General features: G+C 64.9%; 14 protein-coding genes. 8 read left to right on the top strand and 6 right to left on the bottom strand.

The annotated features are described in order from the left end of the window. Positions 1–10: 10 nt before the first annotated feature. The 3 genes from IEX91_RS14185 to IEX91_RS14175 form a co-directional block, all read right to left on the bottom strand. Positions 11–2,218: an LUD domain-containing protein gene (locus IEX91_RS14185; protein WP_188879804.1), complete on the bottom strand. Its 2,208-nt coding sequence runs from the start codon at positions 2,216–2,218 to the stop codon at positions 11–13. Continuing rightward, positions 2,215–2,724, bottom strand: coding sequence for an LUD domain-containing protein (locus tag IEX91_RS14180; RefSeq protein ID WP_188879803.1), 510 nt, complete (start codon positions 2,722–2,724; stop codon positions 2,215–2,217). Before IEX91_RS14180 ends, IEX91_RS14185 begins: the two co-directional genes overlap by 4 nt. Positions 2,725–2,800: 76 nt before the next feature. Continuing rightward, positions 2,801–4,126, bottom strand: a complete 1,326-nt coding sequence (locus tag IEX91_RS14175; RefSeq protein ID WP_188879802.1) for a GntP family permease — start codon at positions 4,124–4,126, stop codon at positions 2,801–2,803. Positions 4,127–4,412: 286 nt separating this feature from the next. Here IEX91_RS14175 and IEX91_RS14170 point away from each other — a divergent pair, with 286 nt between their 5' ends. The 6 genes from IEX91_RS14170 to IEX91_RS14145 all read left to right on the top strand — a co-directional run bounded on the left by IEX91_RS14170 (position 4,413) and on the right by IEX91_RS14145 (position 10,215). Continuing rightward, entirely contained in the window at positions 4,413–5,144 is a 732-nt protein-coding gene (locus IEX91_RS14170; protein WP_188879801.1) for a fumarylacetoacetate hydrolase family protein, read from the top strand. Positions 5,145–5,200: 56 nt separating this feature from the next. Further along, positions 5,201–5,503: an L-rhamnose mutarotase gene (locus tag IEX91_RS14165; protein ID WP_188879800.1), complete on the top strand. Its 303-nt coding sequence runs from the start codon at positions 5,201–5,203 to the stop codon at positions 5,501–5,503. 103 nt (positions 5,504–5,606) lie between these two features. Further along, positions 5,607–7,022, top strand: a complete 1,416-nt coding sequence (locus IEX91_RS14160; RefSeq protein WP_229772897.1) for an ABC transporter substrate-binding protein — start codon at positions 5,607–5,609, stop codon at positions 7,020–7,022. 68 nt (positions 7,023–7,090) lie between these two features. Continuing rightward, complete coding sequence (locus tag IEX91_RS14155; protein ID WP_188879796.1) at positions 7,091–8,017, top strand: carbohydrate ABC transporter permease; 927 nt, start codon at positions 7,091–7,093, stop codon at positions 8,015–8,017. Then, on the top strand, positions 8,017–8,982 hold the full coding sequence (locus tag IEX91_RS14150; RefSeq protein WP_188879795.1) for a carbohydrate ABC transporter permease: 966 nt from the start codon (positions 8,017–8,019) through the stop codon (positions 8,980–8,982). The genes IEX91_RS14155 and IEX91_RS14150 overlap by 1 nt, the downstream gene beginning before the upstream one ends. A 63-nt stretch (positions 8,983–9,045) precedes the next feature. Next, complete coding sequence (locus tag IEX91_RS14145) at positions 9,046–10,215, top strand: ABC transporter ATP-binding protein (protein ID WP_188879793.1); 1,170 nt, start codon at positions 9,046–9,048, stop codon at positions 10,213–10,215. Positions 10,216–10,310: 95 nt separating this feature from the next. On the opposite strand, the gene IEX91_RS14140 is transcribed toward IEX91_RS14145, so the two are convergent. Further along, positions 10,311–11,342 carry an LLM class flavin-dependent oxidoreductase gene (locus IEX91_RS14140; RefSeq protein ID WP_188879791.1) on the bottom strand — a complete coding sequence of 344 codons (1,032 nt, stop codon included), beginning with the start codon at positions 11,340–11,342 and terminating at the stop codon, positions 10,311–10,313. Positions 11,343–11,344: 2 nt separating this feature from the next. Further along, on the bottom strand, positions 11,345–12,553 hold the full coding sequence (locus tag IEX91_RS14135) for an enolase C-terminal domain-like protein (RefSeq protein WP_188879789.1): 1,209 nt from the start codon (positions 12,551–12,553) through the stop codon (positions 11,345–11,347). A gap of 181 nt (positions 12,554–12,734) precedes the next feature. Between IEX91_RS14135 and IEX91_RS14130 the strand changes: the two genes are divergently transcribed. After that, on the top strand, positions 12,735–13,766 hold the full coding sequence (locus IEX91_RS14130) for a zinc-dependent alcohol dehydrogenase (RefSeq protein ID WP_188879788.1): 1,032 nt from the start codon (positions 12,735–12,737) through the stop codon (positions 13,764–13,766). A 186-nt stretch (positions 13,767–13,952) separates the two neighbouring features. Here IEX91_RS14130 and IEX91_RS14125 read toward each other — a convergent pair whose 3' ends face one another. Next, positions 13,953–14,714, bottom strand: coding sequence for an IclR family transcriptional regulator (locus IEX91_RS14125; protein WP_188879786.1), 762 nt, complete (start codon positions 14,712–14,714; stop codon positions 13,953–13,955). 250 nt (positions 14,715–14,964) lie between these two features. Here IEX91_RS14125 and IEX91_RS14120 point away from each other — a divergent pair, with 250 nt between their 5' ends. Beyond that, positions 14,965–15,642 carry an IS6 family transposase gene (locus tag IEX91_RS14120; RefSeq protein WP_188879785.1) on the top strand — a complete coding sequence of 226 codons (678 nt, stop codon included), beginning with the start codon at positions 14,965–14,967 and terminating at the stop codon, positions 15,640–15,642. Positions 15,643–15,771 lie beyond the last annotated feature (129 nt).

Raw genomic sequence — 15,771 nt, 5'->3', positions numbered from 1 at the left:
AAGGGGGTGTTCAGCGCGGCGCGATCAGCTCGATCGGGTGGGTGACGTCGCGCGGGAGGAGGTCGCGGAGCTGTTCGACGCACGACGTCCCGCTCGCCGCGACGAGCGCGTCGTCGCCCGCGAACTGCTCGCGGAGGTCCTCGCCGACGTCCATCGAGAGCTCGTAATACTCCGACTTGTAGCCGAACGACCCCGCCATCCCGCAACACTCCACGTCTGAGGTCGTGACGTCGAACCCGCAGGCGCCGAGGACGGAGACGGTGTACCCCTCGAGGCCCTGGGTGCGCTGCTGGCAGTGGCTGTGGTAGTCGACGGAAGCACCGTCGCCGTCCCGGAGCGCACCGACGTCGCCACCGTGCTCCAACAGCCCGTAGACGTACTCGAGGACCTCGTAGCTGTGTTCGGCGAGCGCGTCGTGTTCGTCCGCCGGAAGGAGCTTCTCGTACTCGCGTTCAAACATCGCGAGGTCGGAGGGCTCGACCACGACCACGTCGTAGCCGTCGTCGACGAGCGGCCCGAGACGGTCGCTGACGCGGCGCGCGTTCGCCTCGGCGGTCGAGACCATTCCCTGGGAGAACGGCGCGCGCCCGCTACTCGGAACCGAGGGGACGCGGACGTGGACGCCGAGGGCTTCGAGCGCCCGGACGGTCGCCTTCCCGCGCTCGGTGAGCACGTGATTCGTGTAGACGTCGGCGTAGACGACGGCCTCGCGCTTCGCGGACTCGCGCGCGACGCGGGACCCGCCGCGGGCCTCGAACCAGTCGACGAGCGTCTCGCGCTCGAAGGCGGGGAGGTCGCGCCGGCTGTCGACGCCCGCGACGCGTTCGAGGAGAGAGCGAACCGGGCGACTGGAGGCCAGCCAGTTCGAGAGGGGCGCGCTCGCGCTGCCGAGTTTCGCGAGCGTCTCGAAGTTCCCGAAGAGGCGCTTCTGGACGTCGACGCCGCCCGGGTCGTCGTCCGGCGTCAACCCCTCGACGAGGTGGTCGAAGGCGTCGGAATCGGCGCCGCGATTGAGGCGGTCGCGGACGACCGTGTTGATCCACGGGATATCGATCTTCACCGGGCAGGCGTCCACGCAGCGCGAGCAGCCCGTACAGAGGTCGTTGAAGTCACTGGCGGCTTCCTCGCCGCCGATACCGGCCTCCCAGCCGGTGGCGATCCCCCCCGTGTACGTCTCGCCGCCGAAGGCGTGCCCGCCGACGTGCTGGAAGTTCGCACAGGAGTTCGCACAGGCCGAACAGCGGATGCAGTAGAGCGTCTCCTTCAACTGGTCGTCCTCGCGCATGTCGAGGCGGCCGTTGTCGACGAGCACGAGGTGGAACTCCCGTTCGCCGGTCTGCTCGGAGAGCGGGACGTCGGCCGCGTCCGCGAAGTCGAGCGTCGGGGAGTCGACCGGGGGCGTGAACAGCGAGATGTAGGAGGTGACGTCCTGTCCCGTCCCGGAGCGGCCGATGAGCTCCATGAAGGGGTGGAAGTCGCTCACCGAGGGAACGAGCTTCTCGACGCCGGCGACGGCGACGTGCGTGTCGGGAACGAGCGCGGACTTCCGGGCGTTCCCCTCGCTCGTCACTAGCATCATCGTCCCCGTCTCGGCGGCGATGAAGTTCGCGCCCGTCATGCCGACGCCCGCGGTCCGGATGTCCTCCCAGAGACGCTCGCGGGCGAAGCGCGTGAGGTTCTCCGCCGACTCCAAGCGCTCCTCGGGGTCGAACGTGCCGTTGAGGAGATCCGCGATGCTCTCCCGGGACTTGTGGATCGCGGGCGCGACGAGGTGCGAGGGCGCTTCGTCGGCGACCTGCAACACCCACTCGGCGAGGTCGGTCTCGACGGGCGTGACACCGGCCGCGTCGAGCGCCTCGTTGACCTCGAGTTCCTCGCTCGTCATCGACTTCGACTTCACGACGGTGTCCGCGTCCTCGTCGGCGCAGACCTCCGTGATGTAGCGGTTCGCGTCCGCGGCGTCGTCCGCGATGTAGACGGTGCCGCCGTTGGCCTCGACGGTCTCGCGCACCTGCTCGACGAGCTCGGGGAGGCGCTCGATGGCGTCCTCCTTGATCGCGCGCGCTGCGTCCTTCGTCCCCTCGTAATCGTCGAGGTCGGCGACCGTCTCGTACCGGCCGGCGTTGAAGCCCTTCGTGTTGGACTCGACGGCGTCGCCCTCCGTGTCGAGGAGGTGGCGGATCCGAGCCGCCTTCTCCCGACGGCTATCCGTGCTCATCGGTCGGAGAGGACGACGACGTGGACGTTTCGCGGGCCGTGCGCGCCGTAGACGAGACCGCCCATGTCCGCCGTCGCGCTCGGGCCGGTCGCGATGACGGCGCTCGCGCGGGCGGTGTTCACCGCGCCGTCGAGCGCTTCGAAGGCGGCTTCGGCGTCCGGTTCGATGTCGCTCTGCGCAACGACCGCGACGTGCGTCTCCGGGAAGAGGCTCACCGGCTCGGTGCCCGCGGTGTCCATCCGAAGCACCACGGAGCCGTAGTCCGCGATCGCGAACTCGGCGGCCGTTACGCCGAATTCGGCGGCCTCGAGTTCGGCGGGCGTCGGATCGAGCGTCACCGGCAGGTCGTCGAGCGACGCGCCCGCGAACGGCAGGGGCGTGGCGACGGCGGGCCCGTCCAGTCGCTCGGCGAGGGCGTCGGACAACGCCGCGGTCTCGACGACCGACGACGTGGCGCTGTGCGCCGCGAGCGAATCGCGGAACTCGCTCGTGAGAGCCTGTGGCATACGCCATTATTTTGCCCGATCGCAGATAACTGTTCCCCACTCGTCGCCCCGCGTCGGCGGAGCGCCGGGCCGGGGTTCAGGTCAAAAGCGCGATCCCGACGGCGCCGACGAGGCCGAAGACGGAGAGGATCGCCTCACCGAGCGTATACGTCTTGATCCCGCCCGTGACCTCCAAGCCGGTCAGTTCGGTGACGACCCAGAACCCGCTGTCGTTGATGTGGCCGATACTCATGCCCCCGGACAGGGCGGCGAGCGCGAGCGCGGATCCGGTGACGCTCGTCTCGATCCCGGCGACGATGGTCATCGCCGTGATCCCGGCGACCGTTCCCGACCCCTGTGCGACGCGGAGAACCATCCCGATGAAGAACGCGAGGAAGACGATGGCCAATCCGTCGCCACCGACGCCGATGAGGTCGACGAGCGCGTTCGCGGCCTCCGTCTGCTGAATGACGTAGCCGAACGCGCCGCCCGCTCCGGTGATGGCCAACACCATGCCTGCGGGACGTGTGGCGTCCGAGAGCGTCTCCGAGAGCTCTGCCTTTCCCACGACGGAGACGAATATGGCGATGGCAGCGAGGAGGCCGGCGAGCATCGCGATGATACGTGTTCCGAGGAACTGCACGAACGGACTGGCACTACCGAAGACGGCGTTCGACGTCGTTGTCAGCAGAATGAGGACGATCGGTGCGGCGATGGGGAGGATCGAGGAGAGGAACGATGGCTGTTTCGTACCCTCGTCCTCGGCCTCCTCGAACGGTATCTCCTCAATGTCTTCGTCGGCGTCCCAGACGAGCGCGACAAGGCGAACGTAGACGGCGGTAGCGATGAGGACCGCGGGGATCCCGAGTCCGAGCCCGGCGAGCATCATCTGTCCGAGAGGGAACCCGAGTATCTCCGGCGCAGCGAGGGGGTTCGGTGTCGGTGGGATGAAGGTGTGTGCCCCCGCGGCGCCGATGACGAGAGAGCCGACGACGACCGGGTAGTCGATGTCCGTCTCGCGCCAGAGCGCGACGACCATCGGCGTCAAGACGAGGAACGCGACGTCGAAGAAGACGGGAATGGCGACGATGGCCCCGGATAGCGCGAGCGCGTACGGGATGAAGCGGTGCGGGACGACGCCCGTCAGCGTCACCGCGATCTTCCGTGCCCCGCCGCTCTCCGCGAGGAGCATCCCGATCATGATGCCGAAGATGATAGGGAGGCCGATGCCCGTCATCAGGTTCCCGAATCCGGTGCCGATACTCGACACCGTCTCGTTCAGTCCTAGCCCGGACGCGATACCCATGTAGAGCGACCCGACGACGAGGGAGACTGCAGGGTCGAAGTCGACGTAGATGATCAAGAACAGTGTCACCGCGACGGCGATCACTATGTTCGCTGCAAGGAGTGGTGTGGTAACCATACCGGCGAGTATATAATGTTCTTTGAAAGTTCTTTTGGTGGCCCGCCGTCCCTTGATTCCGGCATTACCGAAATATATTCGTGAAGTATGTCCCGATGAGACTGGTATCCCGGTCACGATTTCACGTGTCCGGCTCGGTTTGGACATTCGAATATAGCTCATTTACGCATATATATTCGTAAACCCCCTTGGTCGAAGTCCCGTCCGGTATTACCCAACTCCCGTGATCTACCGCGGGTCGACGGTGACGGCAAGGTATATGTACGGAGGCACAAATGGTGCGGGTATGGCACGAGTACGATTCCGTGACCACGCCGGTTCGATTCGCAACGGTACGTGGATGTCGTCGGGCGAAATCACGTTCGGGGGCGAGACGTACGACCCCGAGAGCGTCGACGTTCTCCCGCCGTGTGAACCGACCAAGATCGTGTGCGTCGGGCTGAACTACGCGAATCACGCCGCCGAGGAGGGGATGGACGTCCCCGATCGCCCGCTCCTCTTCCTGAAGCCGCCGAACGCGGTGTCGGGACACGGGGATACGGTCACGCTCCCGGCGGGGAAGGAGACGGTCGAGCACGAAGTCGAACTCGGCGTCGTGATCGGCGAGCAGTGCCGGAACGTCGACGCGGCGGACGCCGACGACGTCATCGCCGGATACACCGTCGCGAACGACATCTCCAACCGCGACGACCAGCGCGTCGAGCAGAACTGGGTGCGCGGGAAGGCCTTCGACAACTCCTGTCCCCTCGGTCCGGTCCTCGCGGACCCGCAGGACGTACCGACGAACGCCGACGTCGAACTGCGCGTGAACGGCGAGGTGCGCCAGTCCTCGAACACCGAGGAGTTCATCTTCTCCGTCCCGGAGCTCGTCGAGGAGATCACGCGCTACATGACGCTCGAAGAGGGCGACGTCATCATCACCGGCACGCCCGCGGGCGTCGACGCGCTCGAAGACGGCGACCACGTCGCGGTCGAGATCGAGGGTATCGGCATCCTTGAGCACGACGTGGCGCGCTGATCGCGACGCCGCCTCGCGCCCGAACACCTATGAGGCGGTCCCGCCACAACGACGCTATGGCACGGATCGCCTTCCACCTCGAGATCGAACCCGGGAAGCGAGAGGAGTACCGCGAGCACCACGAAGCCGTTCCCGACGCGCTCGAGTCGGCGTATCTCAAGAGTGATGCGGGACTCGAGACGTACAGCGTCTTCGAGGCCGACGGCCACGTCTTCGGCTACATGGAGGTCGACGATCCCGACGCGATCCGCGACGTGATGGCGGAGAGCGACGCCCAGGCGGCGTGGGACGACGTGATGGACGGCATCATCGCCGAGGACAGTCAGGTCTGGCTCGAGGAGGTCTACCGGATGCGCTGAGCCGTCGCCGTCAAAACATTTATTATAGATGCTGATGGTTTCCTGAGTAGGAACGCGGCAGCGACGATGTCCGCGTCGTACCACTATGACCGACAAGCAATCTATGCCCGACAGGACGACTCGTCGAACCCTCCTCGCCGGACTCGGCACGGCCGCGGCGGCCGGACTCGCCGGCTGCGGCGGTGGGGGTGGAGGCGGAGGCGGTGACGGATCCGGCGGCGGTGGCTCCGGGCCACAAGACCTCGACTTCTGGCTCTTCGGTGGCATCCCCGCCGAGCGGCAGTACATCAGCAACAAATACCAGGAGTACGAGGCGAACGACGTCACGTACGAGCACAAGTCGTGGGGGAACAAGTACCAGATCATCGCGTCGGCGGCCGCGAACCAGAACCTCCCGGACGTGATGGCGGGCCAGACCCAACAGATCCCGGACTACGTCGGCGCGGGCGCCATCCAGCCGGTCGACCAGGATCCCTATCAGGACCTGCTGAGCGAGCTGAACGAGCCCTTCATCGACGCGAACGTCCAGACGCAGATGTACGAGGGGCTCGGCGACTACAGCGGGGAGCGACAGTGGGGGCTCCCGGGCGGCTACGCCGACCTCGGGCCGTTCATCGACATCCGGACCGACTACCTCGAACAGACGAGCTTCGATCGGCCGCCGCGCACGTGGCCGGAGCTCATCCAGATGGGCGAGGAGATGCAGGACATCGACGGCGTCACCGCGCCCATCACCGCGCCCGGGACGAACTTCGGGCTGACGTCCTCGTACTTCATCGGGTTCGTGTACGCGAACGGCGGCCGGTACTTCGACCCCGACGGGCTCACCGCGACGATCGATCAGCCGGGCTTCGTCGACGCGGTGCGGCTCTACCAGGACATCGCGGGCGCCGGGCTCTTCCCGAGCTCCATCGCCGAGAACAACCACATCGCCGCCGGCCGCCTCCTCCGACAGGGGCAGTCGGGTATCTTCATCACGCTCTCGCACGCGAACGCGATCTATCAGACGACCGGCGCGCCCCAGGAGTGGCTCAACGGCGAGGGTCACGTGGTCACGCGCGCCCCGCTCCCCGACGAGCCGTCCGGGCAGTTCGAGCCGCAGGACCTCCTCATGCAGAACGCACAGGGGTTCATGCTCGGAAACGGGACGGCGAACGACGCCGAGCGGGACGCCGCGTTCGACTTCATCGAGTGGTTCAACCAGCCCGAGCAGCTCGCGCCGTGGACGTACAAGCAGGACATCGGGATCCGCGGTCGCGTCCCGACGCTCCGGAGCGCCTTCGAGGAGCCGGCGGATCTGTTCCGGAGCCAGTTCGGCGACCTGCTCACGCTCTATGACGACGACAGCCTCTTCACGACCTCGCATCGGTTCCCGTCCTTCTCGGGGCTCGAAGCCGTCCACAACGTCCTCAACACGGAGATCCTCCAGCCGGTCATGCTCGGCGACAAGACGGCCGAGGAGGCGTGTGCGGACGCGCAACCCCAGATGCAGCAGGTCATCGACGAGAACCTCGGCTAGGGCGGCGCGGCGTCGAAATACTTTTTACACGCGGAGCGAAACCGGCTACGTAGTTCACGGATAATACAATGAGTTACGAATCAAACGCACACTCCCCGTACGAGCGAGCGATACAGCGAGTCCCGGAGGGACTCCGGGTCTACCTCGCCGTGCTCCCGGTGACCGCCCTCGTCGGGCTGTTCATCCTGTACCCCATCGCACGAGCGATCTACACCAGCTTCTTCGAACGCAGTCTCCTCCACCCCGACCAATCGACGTTCATCGGGATGGGGAACTACGCGAACATCTGGAGTAGCGCCCAGATCCACCAGGTCATCGTCAACACGGTGCTTTGGGTCGTCGTGGGAAGCGGGATCGCCATCGTCATCGGGTTCGTCCTCGGGTGGCTGCTCTACGAGAAGCTCCCGTACGTGAGCGTCGCCAGCGCAATCGTCCTCATCCCGTGGGTGCTCCCGCGCGTCGTTGGGGCGTCGATTTGGCAGTTCATGTTCAGCGGCTCGCAGGGCATCATCAACGAACTGCTCGTCCAACTCGGCGTCGTCGACGACTACGTCGTGATGCTCGGCGACCCCTCGCTGTCACTGTGGCCGGCCATCGTCGGGATGATCTGGCGACTCGCTCCCCTGTTCGCGCTCCTCACGCTCACGTCCTTCCAGGGCATCGACGAACACCTCTACGAGGCGGCGCGGATGGATGGCGCGACGCCGTGGGAGGCGTTCCGGTACATCACGCTTCCGCTGATGCGGTACAACCTCGCCATCGGCTTCCTCCTCATGCTCATCTACAATATCCGGAACTTCTCGATGGTGTGGGTGATGACGAAGGGCGGCCCCGGTTACTCGAGCACGACGCTCCCCGTGATGATCTATCGCTCGGCGTTCGTGGACTTCAACATCGGCTTCGCGTCCGCGCTCTCCGTCATGCTGTTTGTCGTCCTGCTCGTCTTCTCGTACTACTACATCAAGGTCTACGACCGCGTCCAGGGTGAGTTCTAATGAGCACCGAAACCACCGATCCGACCGAGGAGTTCCGCGAGAATCAATCGTGGCTGTTCGACACGACCGCCGGCGTCTACCTCCGGAAGACGCTGGTCGGCCTCGTGACCGCCGGCGCTGGCCTGTTCGTACTCTTCCCGCTGTACTGGCTAGTTGTGACCGCGTTCAAAACGACGGCCGAGATCCAGCAGATCCCGCCGACCATCGTCCCCCAGAACTGGTCGCTCCAGGGGTTCAGCGTCGTCATCGAGTCCTCAATTCAGGCGGGCGGCTACCAAGTCTTCTTCGAGAACACGCTCGGCGTCACGATCACGTCGGCGATAGACATCAACGTCCTCCAGCTCGTCTTCAACAGTCTGAAAGTGTCCGTCGGCGCGGGTCTGATCGCGGTGGCGTTCGGGACCGTGGCGTCCTACGTCCTCTCGCGGCGTGACTTCCGCGGGAAGAACGTCCTGATGAGCCTCTTCCTCGCGTCGCTAATGTTCCCGGGGACGGCGATCATGGTCCCGGAGTGGGAGCTCATCAACATGCTCGATCTCTACAACACCCACGTCGCGCTGGTGCTCATCTACGGTGCGATGACCGCGCCGTTCGTCGTCTGGCTGATGAAAGGGTTCTTCGACGACTTCCCCGGCTCCATCATCGACGCGGCGCGGATGGACCAGTGCTCGCCCTACGAGACGTTCCGGTACGTCGTCGTCCCGATGGCGCGCAACTCGCTCATCGCGTCGTTCATCTTCGCGTTCCTGCTCGCGTGGAACGAGCTCGTCTTCGCGCTCACCCTCCTCGGGAACGCGAAGTACACCGTTCCGCCGGGCCTCCTCACGTTCGTGCAGGGGTTCAACACACAGTGGAACGTCGTCGCCGCTGCGTCCATCCTCGTCTCCGTCCCCGTGCTGCTCGGCTTGGCGTACATCCAACGCTACTTCGTGCAGGGGCTGACCGGCGGCGCGATCAAGGGATAGCCGTCGGTCACGTCGCGGCGCGAGACACTAATTTTAATATATGCGGGATAGTGGGTTACCTGTATGACGCGGCTGGAACTCGAACACGTAACCAAGCGATTCGACGGGCCGAGCGGTGACATCGTCGCGGTCAACGACCTCTCTCTGGAGGTCGACGACGGCGACTTCCTCGTGCTCCTCGGGCCGTCGGGCTGCGGGAAGACGACGACGCTCCGAATGATCGGCGGCCTCGAAGAGCCCACGGAGGGCGACGTCACCTTCGACGGCGTCCGGGTCAACGACGTGAAGGCCCGGAACCGCGACGTCGCGATGGTGTTTCAGGACTTCGCACTCTACCCACACATGACGGTCGGAGAGAACCTGGGGTTCGGTCTCAAGCGCGAGGACAACGGGCTCGCGGAGAACGAGATCGACGAGCGCGTCGCGGAGGTCGCGGAGATGCTCGAAATCGGCGATCTGCTCGACAAGAAGCCGTCGTCCCTCTCCGGGGGGCAAAAACAGCGCGTCGCGCTCGGCCGCGCAATCGTGCGCGAGCCGCGGCTGTTCCTGTTCGACGAGCCGCTCGCGAACCTCGACGCTCAGCTCCGAAAGACGATGCGAACGGAGATCGACGAACTCCAGTCCCGCATGGGGATCACGTCCGCCTACGTCACGCACAATCAGGAGGAAGCGATGACGATAGCGGACGAAATCGCTATCCTCAACGACGGTACGCTCCAGCAACACGACACGCCGGCGCGGATCTTCAACTCCCCGAACAACCTCTTCGTGGCGCAGTTCGTCGGGAGTCCCGACATGAACATCTTCGACGGGACGATGACCGAGGAGGGCGAGCGTTATCGCGTCGAGTTCGCCGGCCGCTCGTTCCACGTCCCGCGCGACCTCTTCGAGGACGTCGCCGAGGACGTGAGCGACGTCACCATCGGATTCCGGCCGCAGGACCTCTTCAGGGAGGCGAGCACGGAGGGCCGGCAGGGGCACGCCGGACCGGTCATCGACAGCGAGATCCGCGTCATCGAGCCGCTCGGGACGGACGCCATCGTCCACGCCGAGATCGACGAGGGGACACTGACGTCGACGCTCACGCGGTTCCACGAGATCGACGAGGGCGACGCCGCGACGTTCACCATCGCCCCCGAGCACATCTACGTCTTCGAGCGCGACACGGAACGCCTCATCAAGGGTCGCGTCGACACCGAGACGGACGAGGTCGGCGCCGTGATGAGCGACTGAGGGCCGACGGCGGGCGACGGCGGTCCGGAAAAGCGGGGTGGCTCGGCGTCGGGTGCGACGCGCGAACGGCCGAGCGGAGGAGCTCGGGGGTGGCGTTACTGGAACTGCGGCATCACTTCGTCGGCGAACAACTCCATGCCCTCGAAGTCGGGGTAGTCGACGAACCACCCCTGGAACTTCGTGACGCCGGCGTCAATGCGCGCTTCGATAGCGTCGGCGCACTCCTCCGGCGTCCCCATGATGAAGTAGTCGCGGGCGTCCGCCTTCGTCGTGATGTCCGGTTGGTCCTGGTACTCCTCCTCGAACTGGATGGGGAGCATCACGTCGAGGAGGCGTTCGAGTTTCTCCTCGTCGCGCGTGCAGATGACGTGGCCGTCCCACGAGTACGTGAGCTCGTCGGGGTCGCGCCCGACGGTGTCACAGTGGTCCTCAATGACGCCGATCTTGTGTTCGAGCGTCTCGACGTCGCCGTTGAACACGTCAGTGTTCCAGACGTCCGCATGCTTCGCGACGAGCTTCAGCGTCACCTGCTCGCCCTGCCCGCCGACAAGGATGGGCGGGTGGGGGTCCTGAACGGGGCCGGGCGTGCAGTAGGCGTCGTCGAGCCGATAGCGCTCGCCGTCGAAGCTGACGCCGCTTCCGTCGTCGTCCCATAGACGCTTCACGAGGCGAATCGACTCGTCGAGGCGCATCAGGCGCTCGAAGCCGTCGCGGTACTCCCAGCCGTAGGCCTCGTATTCGGGTTCGTGCCAGCCGGCACCGAGGCCGAGTTCGAGGCGGCCCTCCGAGACGACGTCGAGCGTCGCGGCCATCTTGGCGACGAGCGCGGGGTTGCGATAGTCGTTGCAGAGGACGAGCGATCCCATGCGGACGTCGTCGGTCAGCCCCGCGATGGCGCTGAGGAGTGTCCAGCACTCGTACTCCGCGTGGTCGCGCCCGAGCATCAGGTGATCGGGCGCCCACACGGCGTCGAAGCCGAGTTCCTCGGCCTTCAGGATGCCCGCTTCGGTCGTCTCCCAGTCGAGCGACTCGTACATCGGCGTGTCCCGATGGACGGGCTCGGTGGCTCCCTCGTCGGGCGCACCGGCGAACACGGGGACGTTGTACTCGAAGGATACCTCGGACATGGTCACTCGACGCGGAAGTGTTCGAGCGCCTCGCGGTTCAGCTCGGAGTTCGTCCCCGGGCCCTCGGGGACGGGGATGGCGCCGTTCTCCGCGTTCGGCGGGTTCGCGTAGATAGCGTCGGCATACGTCGACTCCTTCTCCTCGTTCTGCCGCTCCTCGTACCACTCGGGGATAGGGAAGTACTCCGCCATCGGCGCGTTCGTCGACGCCGCGATGAAGTGGAGGTGCGGGTTCGTCCCCGAGTGCGGGATGACGGGGACGTCGTGCGCGCTCGCCATGCTGTCGATCTTCAGCAGCTCGGTGAGCCCGCCACAGCGGTGGACATCGGGTTGGAGGATGTCGAGGGCGTCGCGTTCGAGGAGTTCCTTGTGCCCCCATCGGGTGAACTCGTGTTCGCCGCCGGAGATGGGCATCGGGGCGGCCTCACGGACCTCCGCGTAGCCGTCGATGTCGTCGGGGATGACCGGCTCCTCGACCCACTCCATGTCGTAGGGTTCGAGGCGGTCGAGCATCTTCTTCGCGTACCGAACCGACCAGCCCATGTAGGCGTCGCCGGCGATCGCGATCTCGTCGCCGACGGCGTCGCGCACCGTCTCGACGATGGCCTCGTTCTCCTTCATCCCCTTGCGGCCGGCCTCGGGTCCGTACCGGAAACGGAGCTTCATCGCTTCGAAGCCCGCCTCGGCGTACTGCTGGGCCTCCGATGCGAGTTTCTCGTAGTCGACAGGATGGAGGTTGCTCGCATACGCGGGGATCTCGTCTTTCGTCTTCCCGCCGAGGAGTTCGTACACCGGCTTCCCGGCCTCCTTGCCGGCGATGTCCCAGAGCGCGAGGTCGACCGCGCTGATGGCTTCGATGGCCGCGCCCTTCCTCCCGAAGGGGATGGTGGCGCGATACATCATGTCCCAGAGGCGCTCGCGGTCCGCCGGGTCCTCACCGACGACGAGCTTTGACAGCGTCTCTTCAACGATCGTGGAGATAGCGCCGGTCGCCCAGTTCCCGGCGCCATATCCCGTGATGCCGGCATCGGTCTCGACTTCGACGACGACGTCGCCGACCGGGCCCATCCACTTCCGTCGCGCCTGTGGGTTGTCGCCGTCGGCGTTGTTGTACTCCTCGTACCCGCTCATCACCGTGACGAGCGGGAACTCGACGAACTCCCCCCACGAGTCGGTGCTGACGTCGGTCGTCCGGATTTCAGTAATTTCCATGTCTGGCCTCCAGTGGCGTCGCGTCTCCTGCAACCATACATCAGCCGCAATGAGGTGGACTATTATAAATGTACGTAATGGGCGGGCGCCGCGTTCGGGGCGGACCCAGAATTATAAATAGCCAGGATAGGTAGAGCCAGGTAGTTCGTCGGCAAGCAGTCAGTCGACGGTGAAGCTACAAATGGATGCAATCGTCCAAACCGGTGCGGAGAACGTAGAGATACAGGAACGAAAGGTGCCGACACCCAACGCGGACGAGGTGGTAGTACGCGTTCACACGGCCGGGATCTGCGGCAGTGACGCGCACGCCTACAAGTACGACGAGAGCTATCACTGGATTCCCATCCCCCGGATCATGGGCCACGAGTACTCCGGGACCGTGGAGTCGGTCGGCGCGGACGTCACGACCGTCGAGCCGGGCGAGAAGGTCGTCGAGGAGCCGATCCACGACTGCGGCGAGTGCTTCCAGTGTAAGAACGGACAGCCCAACGTCTGCCAGGATTTCTCCATCACGGGGATGCACCGCGACGGCGCGTACACGGAGTACGTGACGGTCGATCCCGAACACCTCCACCGCGTCCCCGAGGGCGTCCCGCTTCGGGACGCGGCGCTCACGGAGCCGACGAGTATCGCGGCGCGCGCGGTGCTGACGCAGTCGGCCCTCGAACCGGGCGATGCCGTGCTCGTACAGGGACCCGGACCGATCGGCGTGCTGACCGCCGCGATCGCCGATTCGCTCGGCGCGAACGTCGTCGTCTCCGGGCTCGGGAAGGACACCGCGTATCGGCTCCCGCTCGTCGAAGAGCTCGGCATCGAGACGGTCAACGTCGCGGAGACGGAGCTGTCCGACGTCGTCGAGGAACGCACCCAGGGCGGTGGGTTCGACATCGTGTTCGACGCCACCGGCCACCACTCCGGCGTCGAGATCGGCGTCGAACACGTCCGAAAGGGCGGGCAGATCGTGATGGTCGGGATCCCGAACGGCGTCAGCGAAGTCGGGCTCGCGGACTCCGTGCGCGGCGAAGTCGACATCAACACGTCCTACGGGTCGACGTGGCGCAACTTCGAGCAGGCGCTCCGCTTGCTCGAGGACGGCGCCGTCAACGCCGCGACGATCATGGACACGTCGTACTCGACGGACGATCCGGCCGCGGCCTTCGAGGCGTTCCTCTCCTCGGAGACGTGCAAGCCGGTCTTCTCCTTCGACGCGTGACGTAGGCCGTCGCTCGACCCGCCCCGACTCCGCGCACGAACGAGTCGGGTGGTACACGCGTTCGGTAATACCGGAGCGTCGAGCACCGGCTACCGGGCGGGGAATTACAGAGATATAGTCGTAAAATCGCCGGCGGAAAGCGTTCGTCCACGCCGCTCGACTCGGGTAATACCGAATCACGGGCCGCTACGAATACTTCAAGTTGACCTCGATGACGTTCGCGGCGCTCTTCACGCGCTGGGGGAGGTCGTTCTTCAGTCGGTCGTCGTGCATCCGGCTGGCGGGCCCGGAGACGCTCACGGCGGCCAAGACGTCGTCGTTCTCGTCGAAGATCGGGGCCGCGACGCACCGCATCCCGTCGACGCGCTCGCCGTCGTCCGTCGCGTACCCGCGCTCGCGGATCCGCTCGAACTCCTCGTAGAGCGTTTCGCGATCCGTGATCGTGTTCTCGTTGATCCGCGGGAGGCCGTGCTCGCCGACGATCGCCTCAACGTACTCCCGCGAGTGATGGGCCAGGATCGCCTTGCCCATCGCCGTCGTGTGCACGGGGACGCGCATGCCCGAGTGGGTGTCGATGGTGACCGCGTCCTCGCCCTTCGATTTGTACAGGAAGACCGCGAGGCCGTGTTCCTCCATACCGAGGTTCGCGTGCTCGCCCGTCTCGGTGGCGAGTCGCTTGACCACGGGTCGTGCGACGCGGAACACGGGCATGTTCTCGCGCGCGTAGCCGCCGTATTCGAGGAACCGGGCACCGATCCGGTACCCGTCGGCGTCGGCGACGGCGAGATCGAGGTCCGTGAGCGTCGTCAAGTGATCGTGTGCGGTGCTCTTCGGCACGCCGATGTGCTCGGCGATGTTCGTCACCGTCGGCTCGTCCAACTCTTTGATCGCATCAACGACGTCGAACATCGTCCCCGCCGACTTGACACGCAGTTCCTCGCTCGACATACGAGTACAGAACCATCTAAGAATCATTAATCATTCGGTATTACCCAACGCCAGACGGCAGGCAAGACGAAGCGACCCCCGGTCGGGTGTGCTCGCGGCCGGCGTCGCGGCGTCGAGTCGGGTCGCCGTCAGTCGAAGGGTGAGGCGACACCGGACCGATGACGGGACGCGATAGCCGGGTCGTTTTGAGGGCACTGTCTAGTTAAGCCAGTTTGAGGAACGAGCAGGTCGTTGAGTAACTTGTCTAGAGATGCTCGCAGACCTGTTCAGCGAGTCCTTAGAACCAGATTTAGAAGAAGCTTGGGAGCGTGAGCGAACGGCGACGCCCGTCAGGGCGTTCGCCGTCCGGCTCCACGCGACCGATTGTTCGCTTCGAGAGCCAAAAGAGATTCTTCGGCTATTCGGCGTAGAACGCTCGCATCAAGCGATCTTTCAGTGGGTACATCGCGTATCTGATAGCGTTGGCGACCCGCCTGAGGCGCAACCGAAGCGGGTCGCCGTTGACGAAACCGCTATCAAAATCAACGGCAAGTGGTCTTGGTTGTACGCTGCAATTGACCTCGACACGAAGCTGATCCTCGACGTCAAGTTATTCGGACGGCACGGCACCGATCCGGCGGCTGCGTTTCTGCACGATCTCCGCGAGAAACACGACCTCTCCGACGCGGTGTTTCTCGTCGATCAGTTTGGTTATCGGACTGCCCTCGTTCGAGTAGGATTGAACGGTCGGGTGGACTATACCGACCGGAACCTTATCGAACAGTGGTTCCATACCCTCAAAATGCGTATCGACCGTTTCCATAACTCGTGGGTGGGCAGTCGGTTGAGTGCACGCGAATGGCTTGAACAGTTCGCGCATTACTACAACCACCAGAGACCGCATCAATCACTCGATGGAAGAACGCCTGTCAAGGAGGTGCTAAACTAGACAGTGCCGTCGGTGGTATTCACGCGGAATTATAATAGTATCTCATATTATGTAATTATTAATAATATATAACACATACTAATTTGGCCACGTCGACATCGAATATCGTCGAAAGCCGGCCGAAAGCGC

The sequence above is a fragment of the Halarchaeum nitratireducens genome, from assembly GCF_014647155.1.
In the GTDB taxonomy this organism is placed as follows: Archaea; Halobacteriota; Halobacteria; order Halobacteriales; family Halobacteriaceae; genus Halarchaeum; species Halarchaeum nitratireducens.
Note: the sequence above shows the minus strand (reverse complement) of the source record. Positions and strands in the feature narration are given on the sequence as shown.

Bases quoted from the DNA above. Each gene is read 5' to 3' on its own strand.
- IEX91_RS14170 (WP_188879801.1), top strand. From the start codon at position 4,413: ATGGCACGAGTACGATTCCGTGACCACGCCGGTTCGATTCGCAACGGT.
- IEX91_RS14125 (WP_188879786.1), bottom strand. From the start codon at position 14,714: ATGTCGAGCGAGGAACTGCGTGTCAAGTCGGCGGGGACGATGTTCGAC.
- IEX91_RS14120 (WP_188879785.1), top strand. From the start codon at position 14,965: ATGCTCGCAGACCTGTTCAGCGAGTCCTTAGAACCAGATTTAGAAGAA.
- IEX91_RS14160 (WP_229772897.1), top strand. From the start codon at position 5,607: ATGCCCGACAGGACGACTCGTCGAACCCTCCTCGCCGGACTCGGCACG.
- IEX91_RS14150 (WP_188879795.1), top strand. From the start codon at position 8,017: ATGAGCACCGAAACCACCGATCCGACCGAGGAGTTCCGCGAGAATCAA.
- IEX91_RS14130 (WP_188879788.1), top strand. From the start codon at position 12,735: ATGGATGCAATCGTCCAAACCGGTGCGGAGAACGTAGAGATACAGGAA.
- IEX91_RS14185 (WP_188879804.1), bottom strand. From the start codon at position 2,218: ATGAGCACGGATAGCCGTCGGGAGAAGGCGGCTCGGATCCGCCACCTC.
- IEX91_RS14140 (WP_188879791.1), bottom strand. From the start codon at position 11,342: ATGTCCGAGGTATCCTTCGAGTACAACGTCCCCGTGTTCGCCGGTGCG.
- IEX91_RS14165 (WP_188879800.1), top strand. From the start codon at position 5,201: ATGGCACGGATCGCCTTCCACCTCGAGATCGAACCCGGGAAGCGAGAG.
- IEX91_RS14155 (WP_188879796.1), top strand. From the start codon at position 7,091: ATGAGTTACGAATCAAACGCACACTCCCCGTACGAGCGAGCGATACAG.
- IEX91_RS14180 (WP_188879803.1), bottom strand. From the start codon at position 2,724: ATGCCACAGGCTCTCACGAGCGAGTTCCGCGATTCGCTCGCGGCGCAC.
- IEX91_RS14175 (WP_188879802.1), bottom strand. From the start codon at position 4,126: ATGGTTACCACACCACTCCTTGCAGCGAACATAGTGATCGCCGTCGCG.
- IEX91_RS14135 (WP_188879789.1), bottom strand. From the start codon at position 12,553: ATGGAAATTACTGAAATCCGGACGACCGACGTCAGCACCGACTCGTGG.
- IEX91_RS14145 (WP_188879793.1), top strand. From the start codon at position 9,046: ATGACGCGGCTGGAACTCGAACACGTAACCAAGCGATTCGACGGGCCG.